The sequence below is a fragment of the Nocardioides astragali genome (assembly GCF_024436375.1).
Classification (GTDB): domain Bacteria; phylum Actinomycetota; class Actinomycetes; order Propionibacteriales; family Nocardioidaceae; genus Nocardioides; species Nocardioides astragali.
Genome location: NZ_JAFMZM010000004.1, coordinates 614,741 through 633,094 on the forward strand (window position 1 = coordinate 614,741; position 18,354 = coordinate 633,094).

The window sequence follows — 18,354 nt, forward strand, 5'->3', positions numbered from 1 at the left end:
ACGCAGGGGGAGCACTACATGTCATCTCGGGCTGTTCGAGCACGCCTCACGGTCGCGACGGTCGCCACCGTCACCGCGGCGCTGCTGATGCCGACGCCAGGGGGTGCGGCCGGTCCGACGGCCGCTTCGCGCGACACGATCGACGTCACCGGCACCGTCGTGGTGCTGGCCGGAGAGAACGGGGAACCCGACCGCTACTCGCTGCTGCTGCCCTCGGGGAGCACCATCGACCTCGCCGAGGGATTCACCGCCGAGCCGCAGTCGCGCTTCGTCGGCTCCGTCGCAGCGCCGGGAGCGGGCAACGGCAAGGCGCTGACCGGGTCGCTGCGTTCCAGCACGCTCCGTCGCGCCGCCTCCTCCGGCACGCCTCTCGAGGTCGTCAGTGCGCGGGTGGCCCAGCCGGCCCCGCCGCCGGGACCCACCAACCACACGACGTACGTCGCCAAGGTGACCAACTTTGGCGCCATCGGCCTCACCGACGAGCAGATCCTGGCCACGGTCAACGCCTCCCAGCAGTACTGGGTGCGTGAGTCGGCCGGACACATCCCGGCCTGGACGACGGCGACGGGCGTCGTGCCGGTGGCGTCGGCCGCGGGCTCGGCCGCCAACGGGTGCGGACTCGGCGCCGGCGGAGCCGACTTCGGTGCCGTCGTCCAGAGCGTGGGCAGCCAGGCCTTCCCGGGTGTCGACTTCTCGGGCAAGTCGCCCAACCACCTCGTCGTCGTGGTGCCCCACGGCTGTGGCGGCACCGAAGCCAGCGGTCGTGCCCGGGTCGGCATGTCCTTCGCCAACGGCGGACCGGTGATCATCGACGCCCGACCGCAGGCGCAGCCCACGCTCGACCACGAGTTCGGGCACAACGTAGGCCTCCAGCACGCCAACAACGCGACCGCCGAGTACGGCGACGTCTACGAGGTGATGGGCGCGGCAGCGGACCAGTTCTCCAGCCCGGCTCTCGGCACGCTCTACCGGTTCGAGCAGGGCGCCGTAGCCGCTGACGAGGTGGTGGACGGGCTCGGTGGAGGCACGTGGACGCTCCAGCCACGATCGGCGACAGCCGGACTGCGAGGGGTCCACTTCATCAACCCCGACGACGGCCGCCGCCACTTCGTCGACTACCGCAACGGAGGCGGCACCGACGCCGGCACCTGCTACGTGAGCGGTGCCTGCAACTACACCACCGCCTACGGCCAGACCTACGTCCCGGGGCTCGTCATCGAGCGCGAGGACGCGCAGCGCGGCGCCTTCCTGCTCGGTGTCGCCGGCAACGACGGTGTGCTCCAGGCGACTGAGGCCTGGACCAACGCGGGTGGCAGCGTGACAGTCACCGCGGAGACGGCCAACCGCATCCGGATCACCCGGGTCGCGAAGCCCGCGTTGGGGGCGGGCTCGGCGTCCATCGCCGGCGTCCCCACGGCCCACCGGGAGGTCACCGCCACCGCGAGCCTGCCCGGGGCCACGTCGGTGCGCTACCAGTGGATGCTCAACGGTCAGCCCATCCGGCAGGCCGACGACGCCACCTTCACCCCGACCCCGGCGATGGCGGGAGCCAGCCTCAGCGTCGTCGCCACCGGCTACGCGGTGGGCCGCGACCCGAGTCCGCCGGCGCAGTCGGCCGCCCAGACCGTCGCTGCCGCCGGCTGGTACGCCACCGGCACGCGTCGCTACCCCGAGATCACCGGCAAGACGCGCGTCGGCGGCACCCTGACGGCACTCGGGCTCGACTGGGTCGACTACTACAACAGCAAGCCTGACGGCTACGCCCCCACCTACCAGTGGAGCCGCAACGGCAACCCGATCAAGGGTGCGACCGCCAGCACCTACCGGCTGACGTCCAAGGACCGCGGCAAGACCATCCAGGTCTCCGAGTACCCGCGGGCGGCGGGCTTCGTCACGACCACCTATGCCCGGTCGGACTCCACCTCCAAGATCCGGATCGGTCGGCTCACGACGGCCCGCCCGAAGATCGCGGGCAAGGCCAAGGTCGGCAAGCGCGTCGTCGCGAAGACGAAGGGCTGGACCCACGCCACCAAGTTCCGCTACCAGTGGTTCGTCGGCAAGCGGGCCATCAAGGGCGCGACGAAGCGCAAGCTGCAGATCACCCGGTCGATGCGCGGGAAGAAGATCGTGGTGAAGGTGACGGGCAAGAAGTCCGGCTACAAGTCGGCGTCGATGAAGTCGCGGCCCAAGAAGGTGCGCTGACACACCTGCCCGACCCTGAGCGGGCGGCCCCCACCACAAGCCCGGCTGTCGGGGGCCGCCCGTAGGGTTGACGCGTGGCCACCCCGAGCTCCTATCGACCCGCGCCGGGGTCGATCCCGACCCGTCCGGGGGTCTATCGGTTCCGCGACGCCAAGGGCCGCGTCATCTACGTCGGCAAGGCCAAGAGCCTGCGCGCGCGGCTGTCGTCCTACTTCCAGGACATCGGCAACCTGCACCCGCGGACGGCGACGATGGTCAGCACCGGCGCGAGCGTCGAGTGGACCGTCGTCGACACCGAGGTCGAGGCGCTCCAGCTGGAGTACAGCTGGATCAAGGAGTTCGACCCGCGCTTCAACGTGAAGTACCGCGACGACAAGTCCTATCCGTGGCTCGCCGTCACGGTCGGCGACGAGTTCCCGCGGGTGATGGTCGGCCGCGGCGCCAAGCGCAAGGGCACCCGCTACTTCGGCCCCTACAGCCACGCGTGGGCCATCCGCGAGACTGTCGACATCCTGCTGCGCGTCTTCCCCATGCGCTCATGCTCCAACGGTGTGTTCAAGCGCTCCAGCCAGATCGGGCGTCCCTGCCTCCTCGGCTACATCGACAAGTGCTCTGCGCCCTGCGTCGGCAACGTCACCGAGGAGGAGCACCGCCGCATCGTCGACGACTTCTGCGACTTCATGGGCGGGCAGACCAAGCCGTTCATGGCGCGGATCCGCCAGGAGATGTACGCCGCCAGCGAGGCGCTCGACTTCGAGAAGGCCGCCCGGCTGCGGGACGACCTCGGCGCCATGGAGCGGGCGCTCGAGAAGCAGGCCGTCGTCCTCGGCGACGGCGCCGACGCCGACGTGATCGCCCTCGTCGAGGACCCGCTCGAGGTCGCGGTGCAGATCTTCTACGTCCGCGGCGGCCGGATCCGCGGCCAGCGCGGCTGGGTCGCCGACCGCACCGACGAGGGCGGCACGCCCGAGCTGGTGCAGGACTTCCTGCTCCAGCTCTACGGCGGCATCGGTGCCGAGGAGGGCGACACCATCCCGCGCGAGGTGCTGGTGCCCGCACTGCCGCCGGACGCCGACGTCCTCGAGGAGCTGTTGTCCGAGCGGCGCGGCAGCAAGGTCGCCATCCGCGTGCCGCAGCGCGGCGACAAGCGCGACCTCCAGCAGACCGTCGCCACCAACGCCGCCCAGGCGCTCGCGCTCCACAAGACCAAGCGCGCGAGCGACCTGACCACCCGCAACCGCGCGCTGGAGGAGATCCAGCAGTCGCTGGCCCTCGACGAGGTGCCGCTGCGCATCGAGTGCTACGACGTCTCCAACCTCCAGGGCACCGAGGTCGTGGCCTCGATGGTGGTCTTCGAGGACGGCCTGTCACGCAAGTCCGAATACCGCCGCTTCGTGATCCGCGGCGTCGACGGGCAGAACGACGTCGCGTCGATGCACGAGGTGATCACCCGGCGGTTCAAGCGGCTGCTGGACGAGCAGGCGCGGAGCGAGACCGTGGCGACCGACTCCGGCCCCATGCTCGTTGATCCAGAGACAGGGAGGCCGCGCAAGTTCGCGTACGCCCCGTCGCTGGTCGTCGTCGACGGCGGCCCGCCGCAGGTGGCAGCCGCCCAGCAGGCGCTGGCCGAGCTGGGCGTCAACGACATCCCCGTCTGCGGGCTGGCCAAGCGGCTCGAGGAGGTGTGGCTGCCAGGGGAGGAGGACCCCGTGATCATGGCCCGCACCAGCGAAGGGCTCTACCTGCTCCAGCGCATCCGGGACGAGGCCCACCGGTTCGCCATCACCCACCACCGCAGCCGGCGCTCCAAGTCGATGGTCGAGAGCATGCTCGACGACGTGCCCGGCCTCGGCGAGGTGCGGCGCAAGACGCTGCTCAAGCACTTCGGCTCGCTGAAGAAGCTGCGAGAGGCCGAGCCCGACGCGATCGCACTGGTTCCCGGCATCGGCCCGCGCACGGCGGCTGCGATCAAGGAAGCGGTCGCGAAGGCCGACGTCACCCGCAAGACTGCAGGCACGCAGTCGGTGAACACCGCCACCGGTGAGATCTTGGAGGAGCCCTGATGCCCGACCCGACTCCCGGCGAGCTGGTCATCGTCACCGGCATGACCGGAGCCGGCCGCAGCACCGCGGCCAAGGAGCTGGAGGACCTCGGCTACTTCGTGGTCGACAACCTCCCGCCGACGCTGGTGCGCGACGTCGTACGCCTGGTCGACGACAGTCGCGGCATCCACCAGCCCATCGCGATCGTCGTCGACGTGCGGTCGGGGTCGTTCTTCGACTCGTTGCAGGCCAACCGACACCAGCGGGTCACCGGTCGCCCGACCACGCTGCTGTTCCTCGAGGCCACCGACGATGTCCTCGTGCGCCGCCAGGAGGCCGCCCGCCGGCCGCACCCGCTGCAGGGTGGTGGGCGCCTGCTCCAAGGCCTTCAGCGCGAGCGGGAGGCGATGGCCGACATCCGCGGTGATGCCGACGTGCTGCTCGACACCTCCAACTTCAACGTGCACCAGCTGCAGGACCGCATCACCGAGATGTTCGGCACGGCCACCACGACCCGGCTCAAGGTGACCGTGATCAGCTTCGGGTTCAAGTACGGCATCCCGGTGGACGCCGACTGGGTCGCCGACATGCGTTTCCTTCCCAACCCGCACTGGATCCCCGAGCTGCGTCCTCAGAACGGCCGCGACGCCGAGGTGTCCGCCTACGTCTTGTCCCAGCCCGGAGCCGGCAGGTTCCTCACGCAATACCTCCCGGTGCTGCAGAGCGTCGCAGAGGGCTACCTCGTCGAGGGCAAGCGCTTCATGGAGATCGCCGTCGGGTGCACCGGCGGCAAGCACCGCAGCGTCGCCATGACAGAGGCGATCGCCGGTCTGCTCCGCAATGCCGGCTACGACGTGCGCACCGCCCACCGCGACCTCGGCAGGGAGTGACGTGGCACGCCGTACCGCGGAGGCCGCGGTCGCCCTCGGTGGGGGCCACGGGCTCGCCGCCACGCTGTCCGCACTGCGGCGGCTCCACGACGACCTGACCATCGACGACCTGACCGCGGTGGTCACCGTCGCGGACAACGGCGGTTCGTCCGGGCGGCTGCGCGGCGAGTTCGGCGTGCTCCCTCCCGGCGACCTGCGGATGGCGCTCGCGGCCCTCTGCGGCGACGACGAGTGGGGGCGCACGTGGGCCGACGTGGTCCAGCACCGCTTCGCCGGGCAGGGCGAGATGCAGGGCCACGTCGTGGGCAACCTGCTGATCGTGTCGCTGTGGGAGCTGATGGGCGACCACGTGCGAGCGCTCGACTGGATGGGACGGCTGCTGGGTGCCCACGGACGCGTGCTGCCGATGGCGACCACTCCCATGGACATCACGGCGCGGGTCCGTGGGGCCGACCCCGCCGACCCGACAGCCGTGCAGGTCGTACGAGGACAGGTGGAGGTCGCCACGACCGACGGCCAGATCGAGTCCGTCGCCCTGGTGCCCGAGGACCCGGAGGCGTGCCAGGAGGCCGTCGAGGCCATCCGCGCGGCGGAGTGGGTGGTGCTGGGACCCGGGTCGTGGTTCACCTCCGTCATCCCGCACCTGATGGTGCCGGGACTGCGGCAGGCGCTCGCCGAGACCGAGGGACGGCTCATCGTCGTGCTCAACCTGGAGGCCCAGGCGGGCGAGACCACCGGCTTCGGGCCCGCCGACCACCTCGCCGCCCTCTACGAGCACGCGCCCGACCTCACGGTGCACGCGGTGCTCGTCGACGCCGGCTCGCTGGCTGGCGACGGCGCCGAGCTGGAGAAGGCGGTGACCGACCGGGGCGCCCGACTGGTCGTTGCGGACCTCGCCGTCCCGGGGGAGCCGCGGCACGATCCCGACCGTCTCGCGGCCGCCTTCGCGCTCATCGTCGACGAAGGCTGAGGCGAACGGGGAGAGGGTCGTTGACCAGCATGGCAGGATTCCGCTCATGGCAATGACGGCACAGGTGAAGGCCGAGCTCGCCTCCACCCAGATCACCAAGACCTGCTGCCGCAAGGCCGAGGTGGCCTCGATGCTCCGCTTCGCCGGCGGCCTGCACATCGTGAGCGGCCGGATCGTCGTCGAGGCAGAGCTCGACACCGGCGCCGCGGCACGCCGGCTGCGCAAGGACATCTCCGAGGTCTACGGCCACCCCTCGGACGTCGTGATGGTCCAGGGCAACGGGATCCGCAAGGGCAGCCGCTACATCGTCCGGGTGACCAAGGACGGTGAGGCGCTGGCCCGCCAGACCGGCCTGCTCGACCAGCGCGGTCGCCCCGTACGCGGCCTGCCGCCCGCCGTCGTGAGCGGTGGTGGCTGCGACGCCGTCGCCGCCTGGCGCGGCGCTTTCCTGGCGCACGGCTCCTTGACCGAGCCCGGACGCTCGTCCTCGCTCGAGATCACCTGCCCGGGCCCCGAGGCCGCCCTCGCGATCGTGGGCGTGGCCCGACGGCTCGGCATCTCGGCGAAGGCCCGCGAGGTGCGCGGCGTCGACCGGGTCGTGATCCGGGACGGTGACGCCATCGGCGCCCTCCTCACCCGCCTCGGTGCCCACGAGTCGCTGATGGCGTGGGAGGAGCGCCGGATGCGCCGCGAGGTCCGGGCCACCGCCAACCGGCTCGCCAACTTCGACGACGCCAACCTGCGTCGTTCGGCCCGCGCCGCCGTCGCTGCCGGCGCCCGGGTGGAGCGGGCGCTCGAGATCCTCGGCGAGGAGATCCCCGACCACCTCCGGCAGGCCGGACACCTGCGCCTGGAGCACAAGCAGGCCTCGCTCGAGGAGCTGGGCCAGCTGCACGACCCGGTGCTGACCAAGGACGCGATCGCCGGTCGGATCCGCCGCCTGCTCGCCATGGCCGACAAGCGGGCCGAGGAGCTCGGCATCCCCGACACCGAGGCGTCGCTGACTCCGGAGATGCTCGCCGAGGACGGCTGAGCCCGTCTTCTTGGATCGTTCCAAAGTTACCTGTCCGTACCGCGAGCGACCGCGCGTCGGGGCCCACTCCGTACCCGATAAGGTCGGAGCCGGTCACCAAAGGCCAGAGTTGTCGACGGGGTCACTGAAGGCCCCACCCCAAGGAGACATGCACCCATGACCGTTCGCGTAGGCATCAACGGCTTCGGCCGCATCGGCCGCAACTTCTACCGCGCCGTCCAGGCCTCGGGCGCCGACATCGAGATCGTCGGCGTCAACGACCTGACCGACAACGCGTCGCTGGCGCACCTGCTCAAGTTCGACTCGATCCTGGGCCGGCTCGACGCCGACGTCTCCAGCGACGAGAGTTCGATCAAGGTCGGCGACAAGACCATCACGGCGTTCGCCGAGCGCGACCCCGCCAACCTCAAGTGGGGCGACCTGGGGGTCGACGTCGTCGTCGAGTCCACCGGCTTCTTCACCGACGCCACCAAGGCGCGCGCCCACGTCGACGCGGGTGCCAAGAAGGTCATCATCTCCGCGCCCGCCTCCAACGAGGACATCACCGTGGTGATGGGCGTCAACCACGAGCTCTACGACGGTGACAAGCACACCGTCATCTCCAACGCGTCGTGCACGACCAACTGCCTGGCACCCATGGCGAAGGCGCTCCACGAGGAGTTCACGATCGTCAAGGGCCTGATGACGACGGTGCACGCCTACACCGCCGACCAGAACCTCCTCGACAACATCCACAAGGACCCCCGCCGCGCCCGCGCCGCCGCCCTCAACGTGGTGCCCACCTCGACCGGCGCCGCGAAGGCCATCGGCCTGGTCATGCCCGAGCTCAAGGGCAAGCTCGACGGCTACGCCCTCCGCGTCCCGGTCCCGACCGGCTCCGCCACGGACCTCACCTTCGAGGCGGGCCGCGAGACCTCGGTCGAGGAGGTCAACGCCGCTGTCGAGAAGGCCGCCGACGGGCGATACCTCAAGTACTCCACCGACCCGATCGTGTCCTCCGACATCGTCACCGACCCGGCGTCCTGCATCTTCGACGCGCCGCTGACGAAGGTCATCGGCAACCAGGTCAAGGTCGTCGGCTGGTACGACAACGAGTGGGGCTACTCCAACCGCCTGGCCGACCTGATCACCCACATCGGCGCGACGCTCTGACGTCGATGTCCTCCTCTGCAGGCATCGCCTCACTGGGTGACCTGACGGGCAAGCGCGTGCTGGTCCGCTCGGACCTCAACGTGCCCCTCGACGGCGCCGCCATCACCGACGACGGCCGGATCCGCGCGAGCGTGCCGACCATCGCCCAGCTCGCCGACGCGGGGGCCCGGGTGGTCGTCGTGGCCCACCTGGGCCGCCCGGACGGCTCGCCCGACCCCAAGTACTCGTTGCAACCGGTCGCCGCGCGCCTCTCCGAGCTGCTGGAGCGTCCCGTCGCCTTCGCCACCGACACCGTCGGGGCGAGCGCCACGGCGACCGTCGCGGGCCTCCAGGACGGCGAGATCGCCGTCCTGGAGAACGTGCGCTTCAACGACGGTGAGACCAGCAAGGACGACGACGTACGGGGTGCCTTCGCCGACCAGCTCGCGCAGCTCGCCGACGCCTTCGTGTCCGACGGCTTCGGCGTCGTCCACCGCAAGCAGGCGAGCGTGTACGACGTGGCGCTGCGGCTGCCGTCCGCGATGGGCGGACTGGTCGCTGCCGAGGTCGACGTGCTCCGCCGGCTCACTGATCACCCCGAGCGCCCCTACGTCGTGGTCCTCGGCGGGTCCAAGGTCTCGGACAAGCTCGGCGTGATCGACAACCTCATCGACAAGGCCGACAAGCTGTTGATCGGCGGCGGCATGGTCTTCACCTTCCTCAAGGCCCAGGGCCACGAGGTCGGCAAGAGCCTGCTCGAGGCCGACCAGCTCGACACCTGCACCCGCTACCTCAGCGAGGCCGAGGACCGCGGCGTGGAGATCCTGCTCCCGACCGACATCGTCGTCGACACGGCGTTCCCGTCGGACGACCGGGCTCCCGAGCCCTCCGTCGTACCCGCCTCGAAGATCCCGTCGGACGCCCTCGGCCTCGACATCGGCCCCGAGTCCGCCGCCGCGTTCGCCGCAGCCCTGAGCGACGCGAAGACGGTGTTCTGGAACGGTCCGATGGGTGTGTTCGAGGTCGGCGCGTTCGCGGACGGCACGCGTGCCGTGGCGCAGGCCCTGACCGAGGTCGACGGTCTCTCCGTCGTCGGTGGTGGCGACTCAGCCGCTGCCGTGCGCCAGCTCGGCTTCGACGAGGCCGCGTTCGGCCACATCTCCACCGGCGGTGGCGCGTCGCTGGAGTTCCTGGAGGGCAAGGAGCTCCCGGGCATCGCTGTACTCGAGAGGGACTGATCCGTGGCTGACAAGCGCACCCCGCTGATGGCGGGCAACTGGAAGATGAACCTCAACCACCAAGAAGCGGTGGTGCTGATCCAGAAGCTCGCCTGGACGCTGTCGGACAAGCGGCACGACTACTCCAAGGTCGAGGTGGTCGTCGTGCCGCCGTTCACCGACATCCGGTCGGTGCAGACCCTCGTCGACGGCGACCGGCTGGCGATCCGCTACGGCGCGCAGGACGTCTCCGTCCACGACAACGGCGCCTACACCGGCGAGATCTCCGCGGCGATGCTGGCCAAGCTCGGCTGCTCCTACGTCGTGGTGGGCCACTCCGAGCGCCGGATGCACCACGACGAGAGCGACGAGCTGGTCAACGGCAAGGCACACAAGGCGCTGCAGGCCGGCATGACCCCGATCGTGTGCGTGGGCGAGGGCCTCGACGTACGCCAGGCGGGGGAGCACGTCCCCTTCACGCTCACGCAGGTCGACGGGTCGTTGGACGGCTTCACGGCCGAGCAGATCGCCGGCCTGGTCGTCGCCTACGAGCCCGTGTGGGCAATCGGCACCGGCGAGGTGGCCACCCCCGACGACGCCCAGGAGGTCTGCGCCGCCATCCGCGAGCGGGTCCGCGAGGTGCACGGCGACGCGGCGGCCGAGGGCCTGCGGATCCTCTACGGCGGGTCGGTCAAGGCCGCCAACGTCGGCGGGATCATGGAGAAGCCGGACGTCGACGGGTGCCTCGTGGGCGGCGCCAGCCTGCAGGTCGACGAGTTCGGCGGCATCTGCCGGTTCTACGACATGCCCGTGCTGTGAGGCGCCCACCGGTTCGCAACCGGCGTGACGTAGGCTTCCGCTCGTGATTCTGGCTTTTACCATCCTGCTCGTCGTGACGAGCGCGATCATGATCCTGCTGGTGCTGCTCCACAAGGGACGCGGCGGCGGTCTGTCCGACATGTTCGGCGGCGGCGTGTCCAGCAGTCTGGGGGGATCGTCGATCGCTGAGCGCAACCTCGATCGTTTCACGGTCGGGGTCGGCGTCATCTGGTTTGCCTGCATCGTCGCCCTGGGCCTGCTCAAGGCCTACCAGGGCAACTGAGTCCCCCGGATAAGGAGTAGTACTCGTGGCTGGTGGTGGAAACGCGATCCGCGGTAGTCGGGTCGGAGCTGGCCCCATGGGTGAGGCCGAGCGTGGCGAGGCCGCGCCGCGCCAGACGGTCACCTACTTCTGCAGTCACGGCCACCGGTCGGTGGTGACGTTCGCGATCGAGGCCGCCGTGCCGGAGTCGTGGGACTGCCCCAAGTGCGGGCTCCCGGCCAGTCTGGACAGTGAGAACCCGCCGCCGGCGCCGAAGATCGAGCCCTACAAGACGCACCTGGCCTACGTCAAGGAGCGTCGCAGCGAGACCGAGGCGGCCGACATCCTCGACGAGGCCGTCGCCCTGCTGCGCAGCCGCCGCAAGGCCGGCGAGATCATCTTCTGACCTGCCGCTTGTGCACGCGGCACACGCGCCGAACTGACGCTTGTGCACGCAGCACACGCGCCGAACTGACGCTTGTGCACGCAGCACACGCGCCGAACTGACGCTTGTGCACGCGGCGCAGGTGCCGAGCTGACGCTTGTGCTCACGCTGAGCGGCCACGGGTACGCCTGACCGCCTCGGTGACCACCGAGAAGATGGCATCCTCCACGCGTTGCCGCGGGCCGTAGACGTCGGCACACACGAGTGGTTCGATCACCCAGTCCTCGTCCCGGTCCAACCAGTGGCGTCGTAGGGCGTCGTGCTCGCGGTCCGTCGGCCTGCAGTGCCACTCCTCGCCGTCGTACTCGACTCCTGCGCGGAGGTCGGCATTCCCGACATCGACGAACGCATGGCGTGCGCCCGACCTGACCTCGACCTGCGGCACGGGAGCCGGCACAGGCAGCTGCATCCAGCGCCACCGGATCACGCTCTCACCACCCGACTGCGACCTGCCGTCCGTGTGTGGGGCGACCGTCCGGAGCGTCGTCACCCACCGCATGCCCTTGAACCGATCGACCTCCTGCACCAGCTCCTCCACGGTGAAGGCCCCGAGTCGGTGCAGCGCATCGAGGGCGGTGATGGCTGGCTCGGGCCAACGTTGGCGGCCGAGATCGAGGGCGGTGCGAAGGGGAGTCGTCACTCTCAGGCCGTGAATCTCTGTGACGTCGCGCGGGAGCAGCGAACGCTGGCCACCGTCGACCAGCTTGTTGCGGAGGCGACCGCGGCCAAGCGGCAGGTCCATCGTCACGGGCCGCGCGTGGAGGTGCTCGTTGGGGAGGAGGAGCATGTCGGCGCCCAGCAGCCACCCGGCGTGACGTTCGACGACGATGGCGTCGGGTGGCACCACGAGCCGGAGACAGGCACATCGAGTGGCGATGTCGTCGGGCAGCTCCGCCGAGACGTAACAGTTCCTGATGGGGTGCCGCAACAATCCCGCTGCCACCAGCGCGGCGAGGTCGCGACGCGTGACTCCGTTCTGCGCCGCCATCCGCGCGGTGAAGGGAACCCGCGTCGGCAAAGGAAACGTGTCGTCCAAGAACGGACGGTGCAGCCAGGGTGTGAGATCCATGGCGTCTTCGTGCCCACCTGACAGGACGCCGGAACCGCACGGGGTTCGCCTGTGGACAAGCTGCACACAAGCGTCAGCTCGGCGGGTGTTGCGCGTGCACAAGCGTCAGCTCGGCGGGTGCTGCACCGTGCACAAGCGTCAGCTCGGCGAGTGCTGCACGTGCACAAGCGTCAGCTCGGCGGGGGTCAGGGGAGGGTGGAGGCGGCGGCCTCGTCGACCCACCACACGATCTCGCCATTGCGTACGCCGCGGGCGGGCGTCTCCTCGACGGAGCCCCCCTCGGCGAGCGCGCGGGAGACGGCGTCGGCCTTTCCCTCGCCGCTGGCGATGAACCACACCGCGCGGCAGCGCTCGATCGCCTCGAAGGTGAGGGTGACGCGGTCCGGGGGCGGCTTGGGGGAGTCGTGGACCGCGACCGCGATCGTGTCGCGTGCCGACAGAGCAGGATGGCCGGGGAAGAGGGAGGCCACGTGGCCGTCGGGACCGATGCCGAGCATCAACACCTCGAAGGACCCACCGCCGTGCTCGCGCAGGGCCGCGCTGTAGGCGTCGGCGGCCTCCTCCGCGGTCGCCACCTCGTCGCTGGCAGGCACCTCGTGGACGTTTGCCGGGTCGACCTCGACGTGGTCGAGGAGGTCCTGTCGAGCCTTCCCGGAGTTGCGATCGGGCGAGCCCGCGGGCACGAACCGCTCGTCGCCCCACCAGAACACCACACGCGACCAGTCGACCGAGGAGTCCGGAGCCCGACGCGCGAGCTCTCGGTGCAGAGCCTCGGCGATGGATCCACCGGTGAGCCCGACATGGGGCACGTCACCACGCGCTTGTGCCGCCTCGAGCCGGTCGAGGAGGGCAGAGGCGACGTCGCCGACCAGGATGTCGGCGTCGACGTGGCGCCGGACCTCCGGGGCGGTCACTTCTTCGCTCCGAGCTTGACGAGGCGAGCGGCGGTGGCGGCGTAGACGTCGTCCTCGTCGAGCCGCCTCAGCTCCTCCGCGAGCAGGGCCGGCACCTCGCGACGCTTGAGCGCCACCGGTCGGTCCGGGCGGTTGGGGGAGGTGAACGTCGCCAGGCGCCCGTCGGCACGCGAGATGCGGATCGGCCCTTCCTTGGTGTCCATGCTGACCTCGGTGATGCCCGGGCCCTTGGAGCTGCGGCGCCTCACCTCGACCTTGAGGCGGTCGGCAAGCCAGGCCACGAGCAGGTCGGCGCTGGGGCTGACCCGCTCGGCGGTGACCGTGGCGCCGGTGACCTTCAGGGGGTGCTGGTCGAGCGAGGCGGCGAGGAGCGCCCTCCACGGGGTCAGCCGGGTCCAGCTGAGATCCGTGTTGCCGGGAGCGTAGGAGCGGCACTGGGCGATCATGGCGGTGGACTTGCCGCGCGAGGCTGCCGAGGAGTCGGTGATGCGACGCTGTGCGAGCGCACCCAGCGGGTCGGACTCGGGGTCGGCGGGTGAGGCTGTGGGCCACCAGATGGCGACGGGGGAGTCGGGCAGCAGCAGCGGCAGCACCACGGACTCGGCGTGCTTGACCACCTCACCCTTGAGCCGGATGAGGGCGGTCTCGCCACCCCAGCCGTCGCCGCTGCCCACCTGGGCGTGGACATGGGGGGCGCCGCGGGCGTCGCCCAGGATCACGCCGAGCACGCGCGAGGGGTGCTCGCGCGAGGCCCGCTTGGCCGCGAGCATCGCGTCGGCAGCGTCCTCCTCCGGGGCGACGATGATCAGCGTCATCACCATCCCCATCGCCGGGCTCCCGGCGCGGGTGCGGGCCCGCACGAACTCCGCGGCGATCTTCGCCGAGTTGGTGTCGGTGAGCTCGATCACTATGGCCTCCTCCACGTACGTCCGTCGCGGGCGAGCATCGCGTCCGCGGACGGTGGGCCCCAGGTGCCGGAGTCGTAGGTGTCCGGCCTGCCCTTCTTGGCCCAGTGCTGGATCACGGGGTCGAGGAGCTGCCAGGAGAGCTCGACCTCCTCGTGCCGCGGGAAGAGCGGCGGGTCGCCGAGCAGCACGTCGAGGATCAGCCGTTCGTACGCCTCGGCGCTGGGCTCGGTGAACGATCCGCCGTAGGCGAAGTCCATGTTGACGTCGCGGATCTCCATCGCGGTGCCCGGGACCTTGGCGCCGAACCGCATCGTCATGCCCTCGTCGGGCTGCACGCGGATCACGAGCGCGTTCTGGCTCAGGTCCTCCGTCGCGGTCTGTGAGAAGGGCAGGTGCGGTGCGCGCTTGAAGACGATCGCCACCTCGGTCACGCGGCGACCCAGGCGCTTGCCGGTGCGGAGGTAGAACGGCACCCCGGCCCAGCGACGGGTGTCGACATGGACGGTGATGGCGGCGAAGGTCTCGGTCGTCGAGGCCTTGTTGATCCCCTCCTCCTCGAGGAACCCGATGACCTTCTCGCCGCCGGCCCAGCCGGCGACGTACTGGCCGCGGGCGGTGGTCGTGTCGAGCGGGGGCGGCAGCTGTGCGGAGGCGAGCACCTTCTGCTTCTCGAAGCGCAGGCTCTCGGCGTCGAAGGCGATCGGCTCCTCCATCGCGACCAGCGCCATCAGCTGCAGGAGGTGGTTCTGGATGACGTCTCGGGCGGCGCCGATGCCGTCGTAGTAGCCGGCCCGGCCGCCGATGCCGATGTCCTCGGCCATCGTGATCTGCACGTGGTCGACGTAGTTGGCGTTCCAGATCGGCTCGAACATGTTGTTGGCGAACCGCATGGCCAGGATGTTCTGGACGGTCTCCTTGCCGAGGTAGTGGTCGATCCGGAAGATCGAGCCAGACGGGAAGACGTCGGCGAGGATGTCGTTGAGCTCGCGCGCCGACTCGAGGTCGTGCCCGAACGGCTTCTCCACCACCACGCGCCGCCACTGGTCGCCGTCGAGGTCGGCGAGCCCGTGCTCCTTGAGCTGGCCCACGACGTTGCCGAAGAACGCCGGCGGGATCGCGAGGTAGAAGGCCATGTTGCCGCCGGTGCCGCGGAGCTGGTCGAGCTCCTCCACAGTGCGACGGAGCTGGTCGAACGCGGCGTCGTCGTCGAAGTCGCCCGGGACGAAGCGGAAGCCCTCGGAGAGCTGGTTCCACACCTCCTCGCGGAACGGCGTACGGGCGTGCTCCTTGACCGCGTCGTGCACGATCTGGGCGAAGTCCTGGTCGGCCCAGTCCCGCCTGGCGAAGCCGATGAGGCTGAACCCCGGCGGCAGCAGGCCGCGGTTGGCCAGGTCGTAGATGGCCGGCATGACCTTCTTGCGCGACAGGTCGCCGGTGACGCCGAAGAGCACCATCCCGCACGGGCCTGCGATGCGCGGCAGCCGGCGGTCCTGCGGGTCACGAAGCGGGTTGGCAGCGGTCATGCGGGGTCCCCCAGGCGTTGTTCCGAGGAGCGGAGCGAGGGAGAAGAACGTCGTGGGGTGCTCATCGGCCTCGGGTCTCCTGGTAGTAGCGGATCAGGGACTGTGTGGACGGATCCTGGTGCGCCGTGACGTCCGCGTCACCGGCCACCGCCGGGCGCAGCTGCTGGGCGAGCTCCTTGCCGAGCTCGACGCCCCACTGGTCGAAGCTGTCGATGCCCCAGACCGCGCCCTCGACGAACGTGACGTGCTCGTAGAGCGCCACGAGCTGTCCGAGCACGCCGGGTGTGAGGGCCGGCGCCATGATGGAGGTCGTCGGCCGGTTGCCGGGGAAGGTCCGCGCGGGGACCAGGTTGTCGGCCACCCCCTGCGCGCGCACCTCGTCGGCCGTCCTGCCGAAGGCCAGCGCCTGCGTCTGGGCGAAGAAGTTGGCCAGCAGCAGCTCGTGCACGTCGACACCCTGCCCGTCCACGTCATCGACCAGTGGGTACGCCGGGTTGGCGAAGGCGATGAAGTCGGCGGGGACGAGCCGGGTGCCCTGGTGGATGAGCTGGTAGAACGCGTGCTGGCCGTTGGTGCCGGGCTCGCCCCAGAAGACCTCGCCGGTGTCGTAGCCCACGGCGGTGCCGTCCCACCGCACGCGCTTGCCGTTGGACTCCATGGTGAGCTGCTGGAGGTAGGCCGGGAACCGGTGCAGCAGCTGCGCGTAGGGCAGGACCGCGTGGGTGTGTGCACCGAGGAAGTTGACGTACCAGACGTTGAGCAGGCCCATCTTCAGCGGCACGTTGGACGCCGCGGGGGCGGTGCGGAAGTGCTCGTCCATGGCGTGGAAGCCGGCCAGCAGGTCGGCGAAGTGGTCGGGACCGATCGCGATGACGAGCGAGAGGCCGATGGCGGAGTCCATCGAGTAGCGACCGCCGACCCAGTCCCAGAAGCCGAACGCGTTGTCGGTGTCGATGCCGAAGTCGGCGACCTTGTCGAGCGCGGTGGAGACCGCCACGAAGTGCTGCGCCACAGCGGCGGCCGGGTCGCTTCCCGGTGGCAGCCGCTCCAAGAGCCACGTCTTGCAGAGGCGTGCGTTGGTCAACGTCTCCAGGGTCCCGAAGGTCTTGCTGGACACGATGAACAGCGTGGTCTCGGGGTCGAGCCCGGCCAGCTTCTGCCCCGCGTCGGTCGGGTCGATGTTGCTGATGAAGCGACAGGTGAGCCCGTCCTGCCGGTAGGGCTCGAGGGCCTCGTAGGCCATGACGGGGCCGAGGTCCGAGCCCCCGATGCCGATGTTGACCACCGTCTCGATCCGGCGGCCGGTGACGCCGGTCCACTCGCCGGACCGGACGCGCTCAGCGAAGGCGTACGCCCGGTCCAGCACCTCGTGCACGTCGGCCACCACGTCCTGACCGTCGACCGTCAGCGAGGCGTCGGCCGGGAGGCGGAGAGCGGTGTGCAGCACTGCCCGGTCCTCGGTGACGTTGATGCGCTCACCGGCGAACATCGCGTCGCGGCGCGCGCCCAGGTCGACCTCGTCGGCCAGGCGCAGGAGGGCCGCCTCCACGCCGTCGTCCCAGAGGTTCTTGGACAGGTCGACGTGGAGGTCGCCGGCGGTCAGGGTCTGGTGGGGCACCCAGGCGGGGTCGTCGGCCAGGTGCCGGCGCAGGTCGAGGTCGTAGCCGTCGGCGAGTCGGGACAGCTGGGCCCACGCGCCCGTGGTGGTGGGGTCGACCGGCCCCAAGCTCATGCGCGTACTCGCTGCGCTCCGCGCGCGCACGAGGCACAAGTCGCGCTGTCCTGATTGATGAGCTCGCTGCGCTCGCTCATGCGCGGGCGGCCTCGAGCGATGCCGACAGGGTCGTCTGGAGCTGGTCCCAGGCGACGACGAACTTGTCGACGCCCTCCTTGATCAGGACCTCGATGACGTCGTCGTAGTCGACGCCCGCGTCCGCCAGCGCCTGCATGTGGGCCGCGGCGTCGTCGTAGAACGGCCGGACCCGGTCGCCGCGCACCTCGCCGTGGTCGGCGACGGCCTCGAGCGTCTTCTCGGGCATGGTGTTGACGGTGTCCTCCACGACGAGGTCGACGACGTACATCGTGTCGTCGTAGTCGGGGTTCTTGACGCCCGTCGAGGCCCAGAGCGGGCGCTGCTTGCGCGCGCCCTTCGCGGCCAGGGCCTCCCAGCGCTCACCGCTGAAGAACTCCTCGTACATCTGGAACGCGAGGCGGGCGTTGGCCACACCGGCCTTGCCCCGCAGGTCCGCGTCGGTGCCCGGCCCCTGCGTCGTCGCCTCGAGCCGCTTGTCGATCTCGGAGTCGACGCGCGAGACGAAGAACGACGCGACCGAGTGGATGCCGGCGAGGTCGTGGCCGTTGGCCAGGGCCTGCTCCAGCCCGGAGACGTAGGCCTCCATCACGTTGCGGTACTGCTCGAGGCCGAAGATCAGCGTGACGTTGACCGAGATGCCGGCGGCGATGGTCTCGGTGATGGCCGGCCACCCCTCCTTCGTGCCCGGGATCTTGATGAGCAGGTTGGGCTCGCCGACGATCTCCCAGAGCTCGGCCGCCTCCTTCACCGTCTCCGCGGTGTGGTGGGCGAGGCCGGGGGAGACCTCGATCGACACGCGCCCGTCGACACCGTCGGTGGCGTCGAAGACCGGCCGCATGAGCCGGCAGGCCTCTCGTACGTCGTCGGTGGTGATGGTGCGGGTCGCCTCGTCCACGTCGGCGCGTGCGGCAGCGAGCTCGCGGACCTGGGGGTCGTAGCGCTCGCCGTCGGCCAGCGCGGCCTGGAAGATCGCCGGGTTGGAGGTCACCCCGACCACGAAGCTGTTCTTCACCAGGTCAGCGAGGTTGCCGGTCTCCAGGCGCTCGCGGGACAGGTCGTCGAGCCAGATGGACACCCCGGCGTCAGCCAGGGCCTTGAGACGGTCGTTCATGGGTG

At 70.3% G+C, this 18,354-nt stretch carries 16 protein-coding genes; 10 read left to right on the forward strand and 6 right to left on the reverse strand.

Annotated features, from left to right (window positions below):
- Positions 1–18 precede the first annotated feature (18 nt).
- The 10 genes from J3P44_RS16250 to J3P44_RS16295 all read left to right on the forward strand — a co-directional run bounded on the left by J3P44_RS16250 (position 19) and on the right by J3P44_RS16295 (position 10,972).
- Positions 19–2,202 (forward strand): hypothetical protein, encoded by a 2,184-nt coding sequence (locus tag J3P44_RS16250; protein WP_255891473.1) that lies wholly within the window; start codon positions 19–21, stop codon positions 2,200–2,202.
- A 74-nt stretch (positions 2,203–2,276) separates the two neighbouring features.
- Positions 2,277–4,265, forward strand: coding sequence for an excinuclease ABC subunit UvrC (uvrC, locus tag J3P44_RS16255; RefSeq protein ID WP_255891474.1), 1,989 nt, complete (start codon positions 2,277–2,279; stop codon positions 4,263–4,265).
- Entirely contained in the window at positions 4,265–5,134 is an 870-nt protein-coding gene (gene rapZ / locus J3P44_RS16260) for an RNase adapter RapZ (protein ID WP_255891475.1), read from the forward strand. The genes uvrC and rapZ overlap by 1 nt, the downstream gene beginning before the upstream one ends.
- 1 nt (position 5,135) lies before the next feature.
- Positions 5,136–6,104 carry a gluconeogenesis factor YvcK family protein gene (locus J3P44_RS16265; protein WP_255891476.1) on the forward strand — a complete coding sequence of 323 codons (969 nt, stop codon included), beginning with the start codon at positions 5,136–5,138 and terminating at the stop codon, positions 6,102–6,104.
- Positions 6,105–6,150: 46 nt separating this feature from the next.
- The gene (whiA, locus tag J3P44_RS16270) at positions 6,151–7,137 is read left to right on the forward strand and encodes a DNA-binding protein WhiA (RefSeq protein WP_255891477.1); all 987 of its coding nucleotides are present in this window, start codon (positions 6,151–6,153) and stop codon (positions 7,135–7,137) included.
- Positions 7,138–7,293: 156 nt separating this feature from the next.
- Positions 7,294–8,289, forward strand: a complete 996-nt coding sequence (gap, locus tag J3P44_RS16275) for a type I glyceraldehyde-3-phosphate dehydrogenase (protein WP_255891478.1) — start codon at positions 7,294–7,296, stop codon at positions 8,287–8,289.
- A gap of 5 nt (positions 8,290–8,294) precedes the next feature.
- Complete coding sequence (locus J3P44_RS16280; RefSeq protein ID WP_255891479.1) at positions 8,295–9,506, forward strand: phosphoglycerate kinase; 1,212 nt, start codon at positions 8,295–8,297, stop codon at positions 9,504–9,506.
- 27 nt (positions 9,507–9,533) lie between these two features.
- Complete coding sequence (tpiA, locus tag J3P44_RS16285) at positions 9,534–10,304, forward strand: triose-phosphate isomerase (protein WP_255891637.1); 771 nt, start codon at positions 9,534–9,536, stop codon at positions 10,302–10,304.
- Between the two features lie 43 nt (positions 10,305–10,347).
- Positions 10,348–10,587, forward strand: coding sequence for a preprotein translocase subunit SecG (gene secG / locus J3P44_RS16290; RefSeq protein WP_255891480.1), 240 nt, complete (start codon positions 10,348–10,350; stop codon positions 10,585–10,587).
- Between the two features lie 25 nt (positions 10,588–10,612).
- Positions 10,613–10,972, forward strand: coding sequence for an RNA polymerase-binding protein RbpA (locus tag J3P44_RS16295; protein ID WP_255891481.1), 360 nt, complete (start codon positions 10,613–10,615; stop codon positions 10,970–10,972).
- A 142-nt stretch (positions 10,973–11,114) separates the two neighbouring features.
- Here J3P44_RS16295 and J3P44_RS16300 read toward each other — a convergent pair whose 3' ends face one another.
- The 6 genes from J3P44_RS16300 to tal form a co-directional block, all read right to left on the reverse strand.
- A complete protein-coding gene (locus J3P44_RS16300) occupies positions 11,115–12,080 on the reverse strand; it encodes a type IV toxin-antitoxin system AbiEi family antitoxin (RefSeq protein ID WP_255891482.1) in 966 nt (321 codons plus the stop codon).
- Between the two features lie 185 nt (positions 12,081–12,265).
- Positions 12,266–12,994 carry a 6-phosphogluconolactonase gene (gene pgl, locus J3P44_RS16305; protein WP_255891483.1) on the reverse strand — a complete coding sequence of 243 codons (729 nt, stop codon included), beginning with the start codon at positions 12,992–12,994 and terminating at the stop codon, positions 12,266–12,268.
- Positions 12,991–13,902, reverse strand: coding sequence for a glucose-6-phosphate dehydrogenase assembly protein OpcA (locus J3P44_RS16310; protein WP_255891484.1), 912 nt, complete (start codon positions 13,900–13,902; stop codon positions 12,991–12,993). The genes pgl and J3P44_RS16310 overlap by 4 nt, the downstream gene beginning before the upstream one ends.
- Positions 13,902–15,425, reverse strand: coding sequence for a glucose-6-phosphate dehydrogenase (gene zwf / locus J3P44_RS16315; protein WP_255891485.1), 1,524 nt, complete (start codon positions 15,423–15,425; stop codon positions 13,902–13,904). Before zwf ends, J3P44_RS16310 begins: the two co-directional genes overlap by 1 nt.
- A gap of 61 nt (positions 15,426–15,486) precedes the next feature.
- Entirely contained in the window at positions 15,487–17,157 is a 1,671-nt protein-coding gene (gene pgi / locus J3P44_RS16320) for a glucose-6-phosphate isomerase (RefSeq protein WP_255891486.1), read from the reverse strand.
- Between the two features lie 76 nt (positions 17,158–17,233).
- Positions 17,234–18,349, reverse strand: coding sequence for a transaldolase (tal, locus tag J3P44_RS16325; RefSeq protein ID WP_255891487.1), 1,116 nt, complete (start codon positions 18,347–18,349; stop codon positions 17,234–17,236).
- Positions 18,350–18,354: the final 5 nt, after the last annotated feature.

Coding starts and splice junctions, on each gene's coding strand:
- J3P44_RS16250 (WP_255891473.1), top strand. CDS start 19: ATGTCATCTCGGGCTGTTCGAGCACGCCTCACGGTCGCGACGGTCGCC.
- rapZ (WP_255891475.1), top strand. CDS start 4,265: ATGCCCGACCCGACTCCCGGCGAGCTGGTCATCGTCACCGGCATGACC.
- whiA (WP_255891477.1), top strand. CDS start 6,151: ATGGCAATGACGGCACAGGTGAAGGCCGAGCTCGCCTCCACCCAGATC.
- gap (WP_255891478.1), top strand. CDS start 7,294: ATGACCGTTCGCGTAGGCATCAACGGCTTCGGCCGCATCGGCCGCAAC.
- J3P44_RS16280 (WP_255891479.1), top strand. CDS start 8,295: ATGTCCTCCTCTGCAGGCATCGCCTCACTGGGTGACCTGACGGGCAAG.
- tpiA (WP_255891637.1), top strand. CDS start 9,534: ATGGCGGGCAACTGGAAGATGAACCTCAACCACCAAGAAGCGGTGGTG.
- J3P44_RS16300 (WP_255891482.1), bottom strand. CDS start 12,080: ATGGATCTCACACCCTGGCTGCACCGTCCGTTCTTGGACGACACGTTT.
- zwf (WP_255891485.1), bottom strand. CDS start 15,425: ATGACCGCTGCCAACCCGCTTCGTGACCCGCAGGACCGCCGGCTGCCG.
- pgi (WP_255891486.1), bottom strand. CDS start 17,157: ATGAGCTTGGGGCCGGTCGACCCCACCACCACGGGCGCGTGGGCCCAG.
- tal (WP_255891487.1), bottom strand. CDS start 18,349: ATGAACGACCGTCTCAAGGCCCTGGCTGACGCCGGGGTGTCCATCTGG.